This is a genomic window from Streptomyces sp. NBC_01775 (genome assembly GCF_035917675.1).
Classification (GTDB): Bacteria; Actinomycetota; Actinomycetes; order Streptomycetales; family Streptomycetaceae; genus Streptomyces.
This window is the reverse complement of sequence record NZ_CP109104.1, coordinates 7,216,567-7,230,356: the sequence shown is the minus strand read 5'-3', so window position 1 is coordinate 7,230,356 and position 13,790 is coordinate 7,216,567. Positions and strand designations below refer to the sequence as shown.

Below are 13,790 nucleotides of genomic sequence, written 5' to 3'. Positions count from 1 at the left end.
TCGTTGCCGTGGCCGCTGGGTGCCGGTGACGGGGGCCGTCCCCGCCGCGTTCCCTCACCCGGGCCCGTCCATGCCCGCCGCGTCGTCCATGCCCTCCGCGTCGTGCAGGCGCTCCGCGTGGCGCTGCTGGATCTCACTGCTGCGGCGGACGAAGTCCAGGAGGAGTTCCAGCTCGGCCAGGGAGTAGCGGCGCAGCAGCGCGGCACCGTCGGCGGCGAGGGGGCCGTAGAGGGTGTCGGCGTCGGTGCGTACCCGGGAGGTCGCGCGGATCACGGATTTGCGGCGGTCGGCGGGGTCGGGGTCGCGGGTGAGGTAGCCGAGCCGGGCCAGCCGGTCGAGCATCGCGGTGACGCTGCCGGTGGTCAGGCCCAGCGCGGCGCCCAGCTCGCTGGGGGTCGCGCTCTCGCGCTGGGTGAGGACGTCGAGGCAGTGCAGGTCGGTGCGGTTGACGCCGAGGCGCGCCGCGGTGGCGGCGTCGACCGCGTCGGTGGCGCTCTGGAGCACGCGGACCTCCGCGCCGAGCAGCTCGCGAAGTTCCTCTTCCTTTTCACTTGACATACAAGTATCTCGACTCTCAAACTAAAGACAACGGCTTACCTTGATAATCAAGGTAGCCGACTCTCAAGATAATTCCAAGATCGGGCCGTACCTCTCGGTTGTTGCCCGGGTTCCCGGAAGGAACGCTGCGTTGAGCAACCAGCACACCCACACCGACTCCGACACCCGCACCCACTCCGACGCCCAGCCCGGCACCGGAGCCGTCGAAGAGACCGAAGCCGTCGAAGCCTTCTACACCAGCGTCAAGCGGCTCGGCCACTGGACGCGGGCTCGCCGCATCGACGTGCGCACGCGCCGCTCCACCGTCCATCTCGACCTGCGCTCCGTCCAGTTGCCCACCGACGGCATCGAGCTGCGGCTGTCGTGCGAGCGCACGATGCTCAAGCTGCTGCTCCCCCAGGACGCCGCCCTGGACGAGCGGGAGCTGACGCTGGAGGGCCGCAGCACCGTCAAGGACCGCGAGCGCCACGCCCCGCACGCCGGACGGCTCATCACGCTGACCGGCATCCTGCGGCGCAGCGAGATACGGGTGGCGCGCGGCGGGGTCGCCACCCTCAGCGCGATGTTCTCGCGCGAGTTCCTCGACGACTGCCGCACCGCCCACCGCCAGGGCACCTCGCCGGTGCTCCCCGACCCCGGGGAGGTGTACGCGGCTCCCAAGGAGGCCGCGAGCACGCCCCGCTGATCCCTCATCAGCACCTCGAGCGCGTCCCCCTACGCTGCCGCCGACGCTGCCGGACTCCGCCCGGCGGCCGTGAGAGCAGCGCAGGGGGCGCACTCATGACACCCGATCAGATCCAGTCCCTCTTCATCGGACTCGCCGCCATCCTGGCCCTCAGCCGACTGCTGGGCGCGGCGGCCCGAAAGCTGGGGCAGCCGCCCGTGGTCGGCGAGATCCTCGCCGGCATCCTCGTCGGCCCGACCCTCTTCAACGGTGCGCTGGCCGAACACCTCTTCCCGGCCGACATCCGGCCGATGCTCGCGGCCCTGGCCAATCTCGGCCTCGTGCTGTTCATGTTCGTCATCGGCTACGAGCTGGACCTCTCGCGGCTGCGCGGCAAGGAACGGGTGGCCGCCAGCGTCTCCCTGTGCTCCGTGCTGGCGCCCTTCACGCTGGGCGGGCTGCTCGCGCTCCACCTGGCCGGACGGCACGCCCCGGCGAGCCACACCGGCTTCGTCCTGTTCCTCGGCGCCGCCATGTCGGTCACCGCGTTCCCCGTGCTGGCGCGCATCCTGGCCGACAGCGGCCTGGGCCGCACCAGGGTCGGCGGCATCGCGCTGGCCAGCGCCGCCATCGACGACATCGTCGCCTGGTCGCTGCTGGCCGTCGTCGTCACCGTCTCGGGCGGTACGGGCCAGTGGAAGATGTTCTTCGCGCCGGTCTACATCGCGGTGATGCTGCTGCTCGTACGGCCCGGACTGCGCAAGCTGTTCGCCGCGCGGCCCGGCAAGCGCGCCGGGTGGGACGGCTGGGCGCACGAGCATGTGACGGCCGATCAGCTCATCGTCGTCCTCGGCGGCCTGCTGCTGTCGTGCCTGGCGACCGAGTGGATGGGCGCGCACTTCGTCTTCGGCGCCTTCCTGTTCGGCGTGATGATGCCGCGCGACACCTCACGGCGGATCCAGCACCAGGTCACCGACCGGTTCGAGTATCTGACCAGGCTCCTGCTGCTGCCCGCCTTCTTCGTGGTGGCGGGACTTCAGGTGGACCTGTCCAAGACCGGCATGCGCGGCCTGGGCGAGCTGGGCCTGATCCTGCTGACGGCCATCACCGGCAAGTTCGCCGGCGCCTACGCGGGCGCGCGGCTCAACAGGGTGCCCACGGTGCAGAGCGGAGTGCTGGCCACCCTCATGAACACCCGCGGCCTCACCGAGCTGGTCATCCTCACCGTCGGCCTGCAACTGGGCGTCATCAGCTCCGACCTGTACGCCCTGATGGTCGTCATGGCACTCGTCACCACGGCCATGGCGGGCCCGCTGCTCCAGCTCATGGGCCGCCGCGGTGGAGGCGCGGAGGCACTGGGCGACTTCGAGTTCACCGAGCGCGGCCCTACGAAGAAGACCCCTGACCCCGCCGCCCGCCGCGCTCCCTCACCTCGCCGCGACGAGGAGCACCCCGCACGGCGGTGAGTCCCCCGCCTCCTCGCCGGGCGCACCCCGCCCCTCCCACCCCGAACCCCCACCTCAGCGTGGCCGCTGTTGCTCCGAGAGCCATGCCCATGGCCCGGGCGGCCGGACCTCTCCGCAGGTGGGGGCCGGAGCCGGTCAGGCGTGGAAGGCCCCGAAGCGGGTGGCAAGGCCCCGGAGATCGGGTGTCGTACGGCCGGACAGCAGCAGGCCGGACACGAGGGCTTGGACGGCGGGGCGTGCGTGTGTCTCCTGAGGGGCGCAGCGTTCGGCTGCCAGAAGGCTGGTAACGCACGCGTCCCGGTGCCCCCACCGGTGGTGGGCGTGGGCCATGTCCGTATACAGGCGAGCGCGTCGCTCGGTGCTGGGCAGCGCGGCTGGGTCGATGGCGTGTGCTGCGGCCAGAGCCCGGGCCGGGTCCCCCACGCTGTTCTCAGCCGAGACGAGATGCAGCTGCACAGTGGCGGGGCTGAAGCCGCCAAGATCTCTCAACTGGATGTCGCCGAGGCTGGAGGCGAGGGCGGCAGCTTCAGCGGTGAATTCCCGCATGCCGACGGGGTCTCCGTTCCAGGCGGCGGTGTAGGCGGCGGACTGCACCAGCAGTCCCCGCAGCGCGGTGCCCGGTGCGCCCGCCTCGCGCAGCTCGGGCGCGTCGGCCGCGTTGAGTGCGAGGGTGAGCGCTTGGTCGTGCCACCCGGCTTTACGGGCAAGGACGGCGAGTTGGCGTGCCGACTCGGCGACGACGAGTGGCTCCCCGGCTGCTGCCGCCAACTGCCGAGCACGGTCGGCGGCCATCCACCCCAGTTGCTGCTCGTCCAGCTTGATCAGGAGCCGGGTCGCGAGGAGATACCCGCGGCCCAGCAGGGCGTGGTCCGTAGTGGAGGCCGCGTGGGCGGTGGTGATGAGGCGCGGCAAGCGTACGGCGAGGCTGGCGTACCCGCAGGTGCGGTAATCGCGGTGCGCGTGGTCGAGTTCGGCGGCCAAGTGAGCGGAGTCCTGGGCGGACGTCGAGCTGTCGAGTCCGAGCATCGCGTCCCGTAGCCGTGCGACGAGGACTTCGCCCAGCTGAGCCTCACTGGCCTGGGCGGGGGTGTCGTCGACGGGTAGAGCTCCGGCGCTCGCCGCTACGGCAGCGCTGCCTGCGAGAAACTGCCGACGTCTCACGCTCTCACCGTCCTCCCTGCCTCTCAGCGTAGGCACGGGGATGCGGGGATAGGGGACGGTTAGCTCATCGTGTCGGCCCGACAGGGTGTCAAGGAGGGGCCCCAGAGAACGGGGTGGAATGCCGAGAGCGTCGGCGAAGCGGCGGAGGCCCTCGACCGTCATCGGAGAGAGTCCGCGTTCCAGGCGGGAGAGTTGCGCGGCCGAGTACCCGGTCTTCTGTCCCAGTTGCTCCAGCGTGACGCCCTGCTCCCGCCTGATACGGCGGACCAGTTGGCCCGGAGCTTCGTGCTCGGCCGATGGAGTAGACCGTAAGCGAATCACCGATCGCATCGGTACCCCCTGGGTCGTGCTTCCGGAGCACCCAATCCTAGGAGCTGAAAACGTGATCGCAGTCACTTTTGCATGAGATGCAAAAGCTGTGCGCGCCGGCCAGACGCGCCTCCCTCTCCCTCCCTGAATGGGGCCCAATCGATGTGGCGCCCCCACTCAAACTGCGGTGCGGCGCCTCCCCCTACCGCAACAGGAGGCAACGTGACCGACACGTATCTGTCAGAGCTGGCTGGGCGAACTGTCCTGGTGACCGGAGGCGCCGGATTGATCGGCAGCCGCGTCACTGCTCAACTGCGCAAGCTGGGGGCGCATCCCCGCGTGCTGTGCGCGCTGGACCCCTACCCTCCTCACACTTATCGGGACGTCTTCGACGTCGACCTCGACAGCCCTGATGCCATCGAGGGAAGCGTCACTGATCGAGCCGCCGTGGCGCGTGCTGTCGATGGGGCCGACTACGTCATCCACGCGGCGGCTCTAGCCGATGTGGCGGCCTGTACGCGCCATCCGCACAACGCGCTCGCAGCCAACATCACCGGTACGCAGACCGTGTTGGACGCTGCCGCTGCCAGTGACCAGCTGCGTCGGTTCGTGTTCGTCTCCTCCGCCAGCGTCTACGGCAACGGCGAACCAGACAACTCCCCCCGATGTGCAGAGCTGCGTTCGATGCGGCAACTGCTGGAGTCCGTCTACGGGCAGGCCCCCACCCTGTTCACCGAGGAGTCGCCGTTGCGGCCCGTCTCGGTCTACGGGAGCACGAAGGCGTGGGGCGAGACACAGACCCGGCTGATCCTGAGCGCGGTCGGCGTCTCACACACCGTCGTACGCTGCTTCTCCGTCTACGGAGAACCCCAGATCGTCAAACAGAACAGCCATTCGTGGATGGTCGCCTGGTTCGCTGCGCGCGCCGCTCTGGGATTGCCGCTGCACCTGCACGGCGGCGGTCGGCAGATTCGCGACCTGGTACATGTCGACGACGTGGCTGCCGCAACGGTGCGCAGCCTGGTTGCACCGCGCGCCCACAACGAGACGATCAATATCGGGACAGGTACTCCCATCAGTGTGCGCACCGTGGCCGGCTTGATCGCCGAAACTTCCCCGGCACCCAACTGCTGGAGACGCCGATGCCGCCCGGTGACCCGCTGGGCGGCTACGCCTCGCCTCACCGGCTGGCCGCAACGCTGGAGTGGAAGCCGTCCATCACTGTCGCCGAGGGCGTGGCCCGCTACGTGCGGTGGCTGGGTAGGACCCCGGACGCGGTGCCGGACTGGCTGCGCAGCGAGCAGGCCGCCGCTTTCTAGAGCACCGGAGGGCGGCCGAGGCGGGTCATACGCCAGACCGTGGCCCACCGCATCGGCCGACGCGGCGGGCAGGGAGTGCGCACCCCCTCGGTAAAGCCTCCCCACCACGCCCGAAGGCCGCCCCAAGAGCGGGTGCGGAGAAGGGTCAGAAGGGTCCCCATGCGCCCAGGTAGGCCGGGACGAGCGGTGCGGGCAGGTGGCGTTTGGCCAGCCATACCCGGTTGCGGGCGACCATGCGGTGAAAGACCGCGTGCCGGGTCGGCGAGGTCCACGGGTGCTGAAGCACCAGGGCGGGCTCGTAGAGCACCTTCCATCCCGCGTCCAGGGCGCGCCAGGCCAGATCGGTTTCCTCGTGGGCATAGAAAAAGGCATCCGGCCAGCCGCCGGTCTGCTCCAGCATCCGGGCCGAGAGCGCGTGCCCACCGCCGAGGAAGGTGGTGACCAGTCCACCGCGCATCGGGTCACCGGCCCGCAGCCGTGGCACATGGCGCCGCTGGGTACGGCCGCGCTCATCACAGATACGGAAGCTGACGATGCCCAGTTGTTCATCCTGCTCGTAGAGGCCGACCAAGCGGGTGAAGACATCCGGGCTGATCAGCAGGCCATCATCGTCCAGGTCCACCACCAGATCGACGTCCCCGAACTCCGCCAGACGGGCGAGCGCCGCGTTCCGGCCGCCGGCCACGCCCAGGTTCTCCGTCAGTTCGAGACCGGTCACCCCGTCGGGCAGCGGCGGCGGCGCCCCGTTCCCGATTACCACGATCCGCTGCGCAGGCGTCTTCTGCACCGCAACCGACTCCAGCAGCTCCATTAGTTCGGCTGGTCGGTTACCCATCGTCAAGATGGCGACGCCGATGCGCGGACTACTCACAGATGAACGCTCCGTTCCTCGGGACTGACGCAGATGCTAACGATCCGGGCGACGGAGCCACCGTGAGAAAGAGGTCTTCATGCCCCAGCTACGTATCGGCGACTACGTCACCGCACCCCGCTCCGGGATGCTCGCTGACACCCCGTATGCCGACATGGGCGATGCAGAGTTGGCTGACTTCCTGGCGGCGTGGGAGGAGTGGCATTGCCGCGCGCTCGCGCGATTCCCCCATCCTCACCGCATCCACCCCACTGCCGAGATCCATCGAACGGCCCTCATCGGAGAGGACGTCATCATTGGGCCTGGCGTGCGGGTGTGGGAGTTCTCCACCGTACGGTCCGGCTCGGTACTCAGCGCGGGAGTCAGTGTCGGCTTCAACTGCGAAGTGACACGGTCGTTCCTCGGTGAAGGCACAATTCTCGGGCACCGCATCGGCCTCAATCGCACCCTCGTCGGTGACCAGGCGCATCTCTCCGCCAACGTCACCGTCGCCGCGATCAGCATGTGGAGCCCTCACCTGTCCATGCCCGAGCGCGAAATTCGTTTCCGGGCACCCGGCGGGATCTACCGCTGTGGAACGCCCCGCTTCGGGGCACTCCTCGGCGACGGCGTCCAGACAGGCAACAACGTCAGCCTGGGTCCGGGGCTTGCGGTCGGGCGAGAGTCTCGCATCGCCAGCGGCGTCACCCTGGCCGGACGCACCCTCCCGGAGCGCAGCACCGTGACCGCGCCGCACACCGCCGAAGCACACGTGCGTCAGCGACGGAGGTAGCCCGCAGGGACAGCCGCGCCGCGGGGACAGCCGCATGCGGCAACGCTGAACGCCCGTCCCAGCGCGGACGGGCGTTCAGTGGCCGGCGAGCCTCAGGGCAAGGCCGCCTCGGCGAGGAGATCGAGCTGGGCCGGGTCGGCGGTGCAGGGGAAGACCAGCAGCTCGTCGCAGCCGGCCTCGGCGTAGGCGGCGGTCGTCTCGCGGAGCGAGCCCGCGTCGGTGATGACGGCCTTCGCGGCCATCTCGGCCTTGGGCCCGATGAAGGCGTAGTAGGCGCGCAGATAGCTCTCCGCCGTGCGGGCCGCACCGGGGCCCAGGCAGGCGTAGACGAGCGCGACCAGCCGCGGGCTGTCGGTGCGGCCCTCCGCTTGCCAGGCGGCGCGGGCCTGTGCCGCCAGATCCGCGTAGCCGGTGGCCGAACTGCCGCCCGCTATCCAGCCGTTGGCGTGCCGGGCGGCGCGGCGCATCGCGGCGGGGGTGTGGCCGCCGACGATGATCTCCGGCCCGGCGCCGCCGGGCCGGGGGCCGATCCCCGCGACGCCGGTGTCCGTCTCCTTGCCGTCCCAGATGCCGCGCAGCTCGGTCAGCATCGCGTCCAGGCGGCGGCCCCGGTCCGCGTAGGTGGCGCCCGTCGCTTGGAAGTCGTCCTCGCGTCCGCCTGCCGCCGCCCCTACCACCAGCCGTCCGCCGGAGATCTCGTGAATCGTGGCGAGCTGTTTGGCCAGCAGCGGGGTGCCCGGCCGGTAGGCCGCCAGCAGGATCGTCGTCGCGAGCTTGATCCGTTGGGTGACGGCAGCCGCGGCGGCGAGCGAGGTGAGGGGTTCGTAGTTGTCGTAGACGAGGCGGTCGAGCACGCCCAGGGTGGAAAAGCCGTGCTCCTCCGCGCGCCTGGCCCACTCCACGAGGCGCTGCCCGTCGATGTCGGGCACGGTGGTGGGCAGGCCCACTCCGATCTCCACGGTGGTCTCCTTACGGCGTCAGGGAGTCAGGCCGCCCTTTTGCGGGCGATCAGCAGGGTGTTGCCCAGCGGGAGCGGGCGGCTGGTCACATCGGTGAATCCGGCCTGCTCCATCCAGCCCGCGCAGTGGTCCGGGTGGTATCCGGCGCCCGCCGGGGTCATCACGAGCATGTGGAGGCTGGCGATCAGCGAGGCCAGTTCGGGCTTGTCGCCGTTCATGGGGTCGTAGACGAGCAGCGCGCCGCCGTCGTGGACGGCTGTGTACGCCTTCTCGATCAGCGTGCGGCGCTCGTCGCGGGAGAAGTCCGCGAGGACGTGGCCGATGACGACGACGTCGGCGGGCGGCAGCGGGTCGCTGAAGAAGTCGCCGCCGGCGAAGGTGATCCGTTCGGCGACGCCCAGTCCGGCGGCGTGCTCGGCGCAGGGTTCGGCGTTCTGCGGACGGTCGAAAACGGTGCCGGTCAGCCCGGGGCGCGCACGCAGGATCTGGCCTGTCAGGTTGCCCCGGGCGCCGCCCACGTCGGTGAGGGTCGTGTACCCGGACCAGTCGAGCGCGTCCAGCAGGTGCGGGATCAGGGGCTGGCTGAGCGAGTCCTGCATGGCCAGGAACATCCGGCGGGCCTGCGGGTCGCTCAGCATCGCCTCGAAGTCGCCCTCGGCCTGCGGCTGTCCGCTGCGCAGCGCCTCGGTCAGCCGTCCCCAGGCCGGGTAGAGGACGAAGTTGGCGCCCTCCAGGAAGCCTCCCTGGTAGCCGGGGCCGCGCACCAGATGGCGCTGGGCCGCCTCGCTGTTGCGGTAGCGGCCGTGCTGCCGCTCCAGGAGCCCGGCGGCGGTGAGCGCGTCGAAGAAGTCGGAGGCGGCACGCGGGTGGAGGCTGAGCGCGGCGCGCAGTTCCTCGGCCTCGGCCGTGCCGTCGGCGGTCTCGGCCAGCGCGGTGAACACGCCCAGTTCCAGAGCGCTCAGCAGCAGCTTGGCGGAGGCGAAGCCCAGGCCGAACGCGGCGATGCCGAAGGGGTCGTTGGGGTCGCTCGTACCTCCCGCGGCCCGGGGGGCGCGGGGGTCGGCCCCCGGGCCGGTGAGCGGCCCGGGGGCGGGGGTGGTCGCCGATGTCATGCGTGGTCGCCATCCTTGCCGGTGGAAGGAGAGGTCTTGCCGGTGGAAGGAGAGGTCTTGCCGGTGGAAGGAGAGGTCTTGCCGGTGGTGGGCCCGGGGCCGTCCTCCGACGCCGCCGCCGCCTCCGCCGCCGTCTCGGGCGCCAGACCGCGGGCGACCGAGTGCCGGCGCAGGGCGAGCGTGCCGCCGACCGACAGCGCCAGTACGGCGAGCAGCAGGTAGTAGAGGGCCTCGGGAATGACGTCGATCAGTCGCACCAGGCCGCTGCCCGCGCCGCCGCCGAGCGCGGCGAACAGCCACAGCAGGCCGAGCATGTGCGCGATGAAGCGGCGCGGCAGCACGTCGGCGACGGCCGCGATGCCGACGGCGGCGACGATGAGTTCGCCGCAGGCGTGCATCAGATAGACCACCAGCAGCCACAGCGGGGAGACCTTCTCCTCGCCCGAGGCCAGCCCGGCCGCGCCCGCCATGACCAGGAAGCTGACGCCGGTCAGCAGCAGCCCGGCGGAGAACTTCGCGGGCACCCCGGCCCGGCCGCCCCCGTGCTTGAGCAGGAACCAGGCGAAGACCGGGGCCAGGACGAGGATGAACAGCGGAGTCGCCGACTGGAGCCAGCTGACCGGGACCTCGAAGCCGAGCACCTCGCGGTCGGTTGAGTGCTTGGCGAACAGCGTCAGCGAGGAGCCGTCCTGGGCGATCAGCGACCAGAACAGCGTCGAGCCGAGGAAGATCCACAAGAAGGAGCGGAGTCTCCTGCGGTCGCCCCCGGACAGCTCGCGGCTGCGGTAGAGCACGGTGTAGGCGACGACCGGGGCGATGATCGTGATCATGCCGACGAGCGCGATGCCGCTGGCCGGGTTCAGCCCGCCGCCCGCGGCCATGCCGGTCAGCAGCAAGGCGACCACCGCGAGGGCTGCGCCGCTCAGCCGCTTGGCGCGGCGCGCCTCGGGCTCGTCCAGCGGGCGGCCCGGCTTGGCGCCGATGCCCTGGAACTGGTGCTGGGCCAGGGCGACCTGGACGGTGCCGATGAGCATGGCGGTGCCGGAGACGGCGAAGCCGAGCCGCCAGTCGACGCGCTCGCCGAGGAATCCGGCGATCAGCGGCGAGGTCAGGGCGCTGACCTGGATGCCGACGTAGATCAGCGAGATGCCCGCCTCCCGGCGCCCGCTGTCCTTGAACATCAAGTTGAGCATGGCCTGGTGGTTGGGCTTGTAGAGGCCCATGCCGACGGCCAGCAGGATCAGCGCGACAGGGGTGAGCCACAGCAGCGGCGTCGCCAGCGCGAAGTGTCCGACGGTGGTGACGGCGGCGCCGAGGACCAGTGTGCGGCGCGGCCCCAGCACGCGGTCGGCCACCCAGCCGCCGGGCAGGCACAGCATGAAGGCGAGCCCGATCCAGGCGCCGAACAGCGCCGCGGCGTCCGCCTTGGCCAGCCCGAGCCCGCCCTCGTCACGGGGAGCGACGGCGAACAGGACGAGGATCGCCTGCATCCCGAAGAACCCGAAGCGCTCCCACAGGTCGCTCATGAACAGGGTGCGGAACCAGTTCGGCCACGGCCGCAGGGAGCCCGACCCCTGCGGGGACGGGGACGAGGGGGACGACGGCGGCGGGGAGGGGGAGGAAGGCGGGGACGGGGGGTGAGTGGCTGTCATGCGGCGGGGCCTCCCTCGGCGCGGGCCAGGTGCAGGCGGGGACGGAAGGACAGGTAGAGGCCGCCGACGGCGTTCTGCTCGCTCATGGGGGCCTGCTTCTGCTCGTGCACCTTGTTGAGGTTGGCCAGCGGGTTCGGGTCGCCGCTCTCGGCACCGTTGAGGTGCGCGTGCACGCTGGCGTACACGTCCTGCGCGTCCTCCATGTCGGCGAGGCCGGTGATGATGCGGTCGAAGGCGTCCTGGAGGTTGAGGCCGTCGCGCTGGGACTGGGTGAGCTTCTGCGCGTTGTAGAAGTGGTGCTCCTTGCCGCGGTAGCTCTCGTAGAACACCGAGACCAGCACCAGCAGCCGCTCGTAGGCGTGCCGGTAGACGGTGTTGAAGAACCCCCACGCCTCCTTCTCCTCGACCTCGCCCCGGATGACGCTGGTGAGCGTGGCGCTGGCGAGCATGGCGCTGTAGGTGGCCAGGTGCACTCCGGTGGACAGCAGCGGGTCCAGGAAGCAGGCCGCGTCGCCGCACATCAGGTAGCCGGGCTTGCCGAAGTTCTCGGCGGTGTAGGAATAGTCCTGCTCGACCTTCATACCGGCGACCTGCTCGGCGCCGCCCAGCAGCTTCTGCACGACGGGGCACTCGTCCAGCACCTGGTCGTAGACCTCCTGGATGCCGCCGAGGCGGTTCTTCTTCTCGTTGAAGATGTCCCGGCCGGTCACCAGGCCGATGCTGGTGGTGCCGTCGTGCAGCGGGATGACCCAGAACCAGCCGTCGGGCGCCGAGCACACGGCGATGGCGCCCCGGGGGCCCCGGTCGAGCGGCTTGACGCCCTTCCAGTACGTCCAGGCGGCGACGTTGCGGAAGATCTCGTGGTACTCGCGGTTCTTGACGTGCTTGGCCGCCAGCACGCCGCCGCGCCCCGAGGCGTCGATGACGTAGTCGAAGCTGATCCGCCCGCCGCGCGAGGGGTCCTTGGTGCCGGCCCACAGGGCGGCGACGGGCCGCTCGCCGTCGAACTCCAGCTCCTTGACGCTGACGTTCTCCACGACCTCGACGCCCAGGCTCTCGGCATGCCGCAGCAGCAGCTCGTCGAACTCGGAGCGGATGACCTGCCAGGCGTTGGTGCCGTCGTTGCCGAGGCTGTCGAACTTCACCTCCCACTCCTCCGGCCCCCAGAAGAAGTAGGCGCCGCCCTTGGGCTGGAAGCCGTGGGCCTGCACCTTGTCCCAGACGCCGAGCAGCTCCAGGATCGGCCGGCACGAGGGGAGGATCGACTCACCGATGTGGTAGCGGGGGAACTGGTCGCGCTCCAGCAGCGTGACCTCGAAGCCCTCCTTGGCCAGCAGTCCCGCCGCCGTCGATCCGGCGGGCCCTCCCCCGATGACGAGGATCTGGGTGGAACCACGCATGAACTTCTCCAATCCTCCGGGGTCCTGGACAGGTCGGTCTCCGGGTCGGACCCACCGGGGCACCGTCCACCCGGGTGCCGGAGAAGCGGTGGAGAGATCCTCGATGCCGCGGCGCGGGCCGCATGGCGCGCCTGTGGAGCGGCTCCCTGCCTTGAGAGCCGCTGTCTCCGGCCCCGGAGACAGACGCGGTAAGGGGGCGAGACGCGGTAAGGGGGGCGCGCCGCCCGGCGCGCCCCCCTCACGCGCGGGGCCGTTTCCGTGGGGAGCCGCTTCCGTGCGGGCCCGTCACCGCGCCGACGTGACCCTCTCGTCCCAGTCCACCCGGTAGGAGTAGACGGGCAGGGTCGCCTTCACGCCGAGCTTGAGGAAGAAGGGCAGGACCAGGTCGCGGACGGTGCGCTGGAGGCCGTTGGTGGCGGCCTTCTGGTTCCCGGTCTTGCGGCCCTCCTTGATGATCTTCTCGACACGCTCCTTGCGCAGCCCCTGGAAGGCGGCGAAGGCCGTCTTCACGTCCGGCAGGTCGCGCAGGCACTTGGCGAGCACGATGGAGTCCTCCATTGCCATCGAGGCACCCTGGCCGACGTGCGGCGAGGTGGCGTGTGCGGCGTCGCCGACGAGACAGACGCGGCCCTTGTACCAGGTGGGGATGGAGGGCATGTCGTAGATGGGGTAGCCGAGGATGCCGTCCTGGGTGTCCTGGATGAGCTGGGGCACGGGGGCGTGGTCCTTGCGGTGCTTGTCCAGCAGCCGGCGCTGCCAGACCTCGTGGGAGACGGCCTCGACCTCCCCGCGGCCCGGTTCGTGCGCCTGGTGGTAGTTCTCGAACCAGTAGATCTCCCCGCCGGGCGTGGTCTGGTGGCCGAAGAAGCCGTCCAGGCAGAACGACATCCGCATGGTGCCGTCCTCCGGTGCCCCGTGGGCGGAGTGCGTGTATCCGGCGGTGCCGATCACGCCCGTGTAGGCGGGCTTCGGCGCGTCGGGCAGCACGCTGTAGCGGGTCTTGGAGTGGATGCCGTCGCAGCCGACGAGGAAGTCGCCCTCGGCGGTGCTGCCGTCGCGGAACCGTACGACGACACCGCCGCCGTCGGGGCTCTCGGTGACGCTCTCGAAGAACTTGCCGAACTCGATGGTGATGCCGCGCTCCAGCGCGGCCTCGCGCAGCGCCTTGTTGAGCAGGCCGCGCTTGAGCAGCAGCGTCTCGGCCGGGTTCTCTCCGAGCTGCTTGCCGCGGTGGTTCAGGAAGGCGGTGCTGGTGGTCGGGGAACCGTACTTCTCGACGTTCTCACGGATGCCCAGGGTCTCCAGGACGGCGAGTCCGTTGGGGGCGAGGTTGAGGAAGGCACCCACGTCGTCGCGCGGGTCCTCGCTCGCCTCGTGGATGACCGCTTCGACGCCGATCCGCTGGAGGAAGAGAGCCAGCACGGGCCCGGCGATTCCGCAGCCGATCAGCAGCGCCCTGCGCGGACCCGGCCCGGTGCTCAGCGGTCCTGGCGCTTCTCCGTTACCCATGGTCGTCCTCGCTTGTCGTCAGACCGGGCAGCGCTTCT

11 protein-coding genes and 2 pseudogenes are annotated in these 13,790 nt (G+C 70.5%); 5 read left to right on the top strand and 8 right to left on the bottom strand.

Annotation, left to right across the window (positions count from 1 at the left end; translation table 11 throughout):
- Positions 1-54: 54 nt before the first annotated feature.
- Positions 55-558, bottom strand: coding sequence for a MarR family winged helix-turn-helix transcriptional regulator (locus tag OHB04_RS32145; RefSeq protein WP_326691154.1), 504 nt, complete (start codon positions 556-558; stop codon positions 55-57).
- Between the two features lie 130 nt (positions 559-688).
- Here OHB04_RS32145 and OHB04_RS32140 point away from each other — a divergent pair, with 130 nt between their 5' ends.
- Together OHB04_RS32140 and OHB04_RS32135 are read left to right on the top strand one after the other, a co-directional pair.
- On the top strand, positions 689-1,243 hold the full coding sequence (locus OHB04_RS32140; RefSeq protein WP_326808830.1) for a hypothetical protein: 555 nt from the start codon (positions 689-691) through the stop codon (positions 1,241-1,243).
- Between the two features lie 95 nt (positions 1,244-1,338).
- The gene (locus OHB04_RS32135; protein WP_326691152.1) at positions 1,339-2,688 is read left to right on the top strand and encodes a cation:proton antiporter; all 1,350 of its coding nucleotides are present in this window, start codon (positions 1,339-1,341) and stop codon (positions 2,686-2,688) included.
- A 135-nt stretch (positions 2,689-2,823) separates the two neighbouring features.
- On the opposite strand, the gene OHB04_RS32130 is transcribed toward OHB04_RS32135, so the two are convergent.
- A complete protein-coding gene (locus OHB04_RS32130) occupies positions 2,824-4,179 on the bottom strand; it encodes a helix-turn-helix domain-containing protein (RefSeq protein ID WP_326808829.1) in 1,356 nt (451 codons plus the stop codon).
- A 72-nt stretch (positions 4,180-4,251) separates the two neighbouring features.
- Here OHB04_RS32130 and OHB04_RS32125 point away from each other — a divergent pair.
- Positions 4,252-5,193 (top strand): annotated as a pseudogene (locus OHB04_RS32125) (NAD-dependent epimerase/dehydratase family protein); the annotation flags it as partial.
- A 107-nt stretch (positions 5,194-5,300) separates the two neighbouring features.
- Complete coding sequence (locus OHB04_RS32120; protein WP_326809618.1) at positions 5,301-5,477, top strand: hypothetical protein; 177 nt, start codon at positions 5,301-5,303, stop codon at positions 5,475-5,477.
- On the opposite strand, the pseudogene OHB04_RS32115 reads toward OHB04_RS32120, so the two are convergent.
- Positions 5,474-6,348 (bottom strand): annotated as a pseudogene (locus OHB04_RS32115) (glycosyltransferase family 2 protein). The gene OHB04_RS32120 and the pseudogene OHB04_RS32115 overlap by 4 nt on opposite strands.
- Before the next feature lie 127 nt (positions 6,349-6,475).
- Here OHB04_RS32115 and OHB04_RS32110 point away from each other — a divergent pair.
- Positions 6,476-7,120 (top strand): transferase, encoded by a 645-nt coding sequence (locus OHB04_RS32110; RefSeq protein ID WP_326808828.1) that lies wholly within the window; start codon positions 6,476-6,478, stop codon positions 7,118-7,120.
- A 92-nt stretch (positions 7,121-7,212) separates the two neighbouring features.
- Here OHB04_RS32110 and OHB04_RS32105 read toward each other — a convergent pair whose 3' ends face one another.
- From OHB04_RS32105 to OHB04_RS32085, 5 genes are all read right to left on the bottom strand, one after another.
- Positions 7,213-8,079, bottom strand: a complete 867-nt coding sequence (locus tag OHB04_RS32105; protein WP_326808827.1) for an LLM class flavin-dependent oxidoreductase — start codon at positions 8,077-8,079, stop codon at positions 7,213-7,215.
- 26 nt (positions 8,080-8,105) lie between these two features.
- Positions 8,106-9,191, bottom strand: coding sequence for a methyltransferase (locus OHB04_RS32100; protein ID WP_326808826.1), 1,086 nt, complete (start codon positions 9,189-9,191; stop codon positions 8,106-8,108).
- On the bottom strand, positions 9,188-10,843 hold the full coding sequence (locus tag OHB04_RS32095) for a peptide MFS transporter (RefSeq protein ID WP_326808825.1): 1,656 nt from the start codon (positions 10,841-10,843) through the stop codon (positions 9,188-9,190). Before OHB04_RS32095 ends, OHB04_RS32100 begins: the two co-directional genes overlap by 4 nt.
- Complete coding sequence (locus OHB04_RS32090; protein WP_326691144.1) at positions 10,840-12,243, bottom strand: NAD(P)/FAD-dependent oxidoreductase; 1,404 nt, start codon at positions 12,241-12,243, stop codon at positions 10,840-10,842. The genes OHB04_RS32095 and OHB04_RS32090 overlap by 4 nt, the downstream gene beginning before the upstream one ends.
- A gap of 285 nt (positions 12,244-12,528) precedes the next feature.
- Positions 12,529-13,752, bottom strand: coding sequence for an FAD-dependent monooxygenase (locus tag OHB04_RS32085; RefSeq protein WP_326691143.1), 1,224 nt, complete (start codon positions 13,750-13,752; stop codon positions 12,529-12,531).
- Between the last annotated feature and the right edge of the window lie 38 nt (positions 13,753-13,790).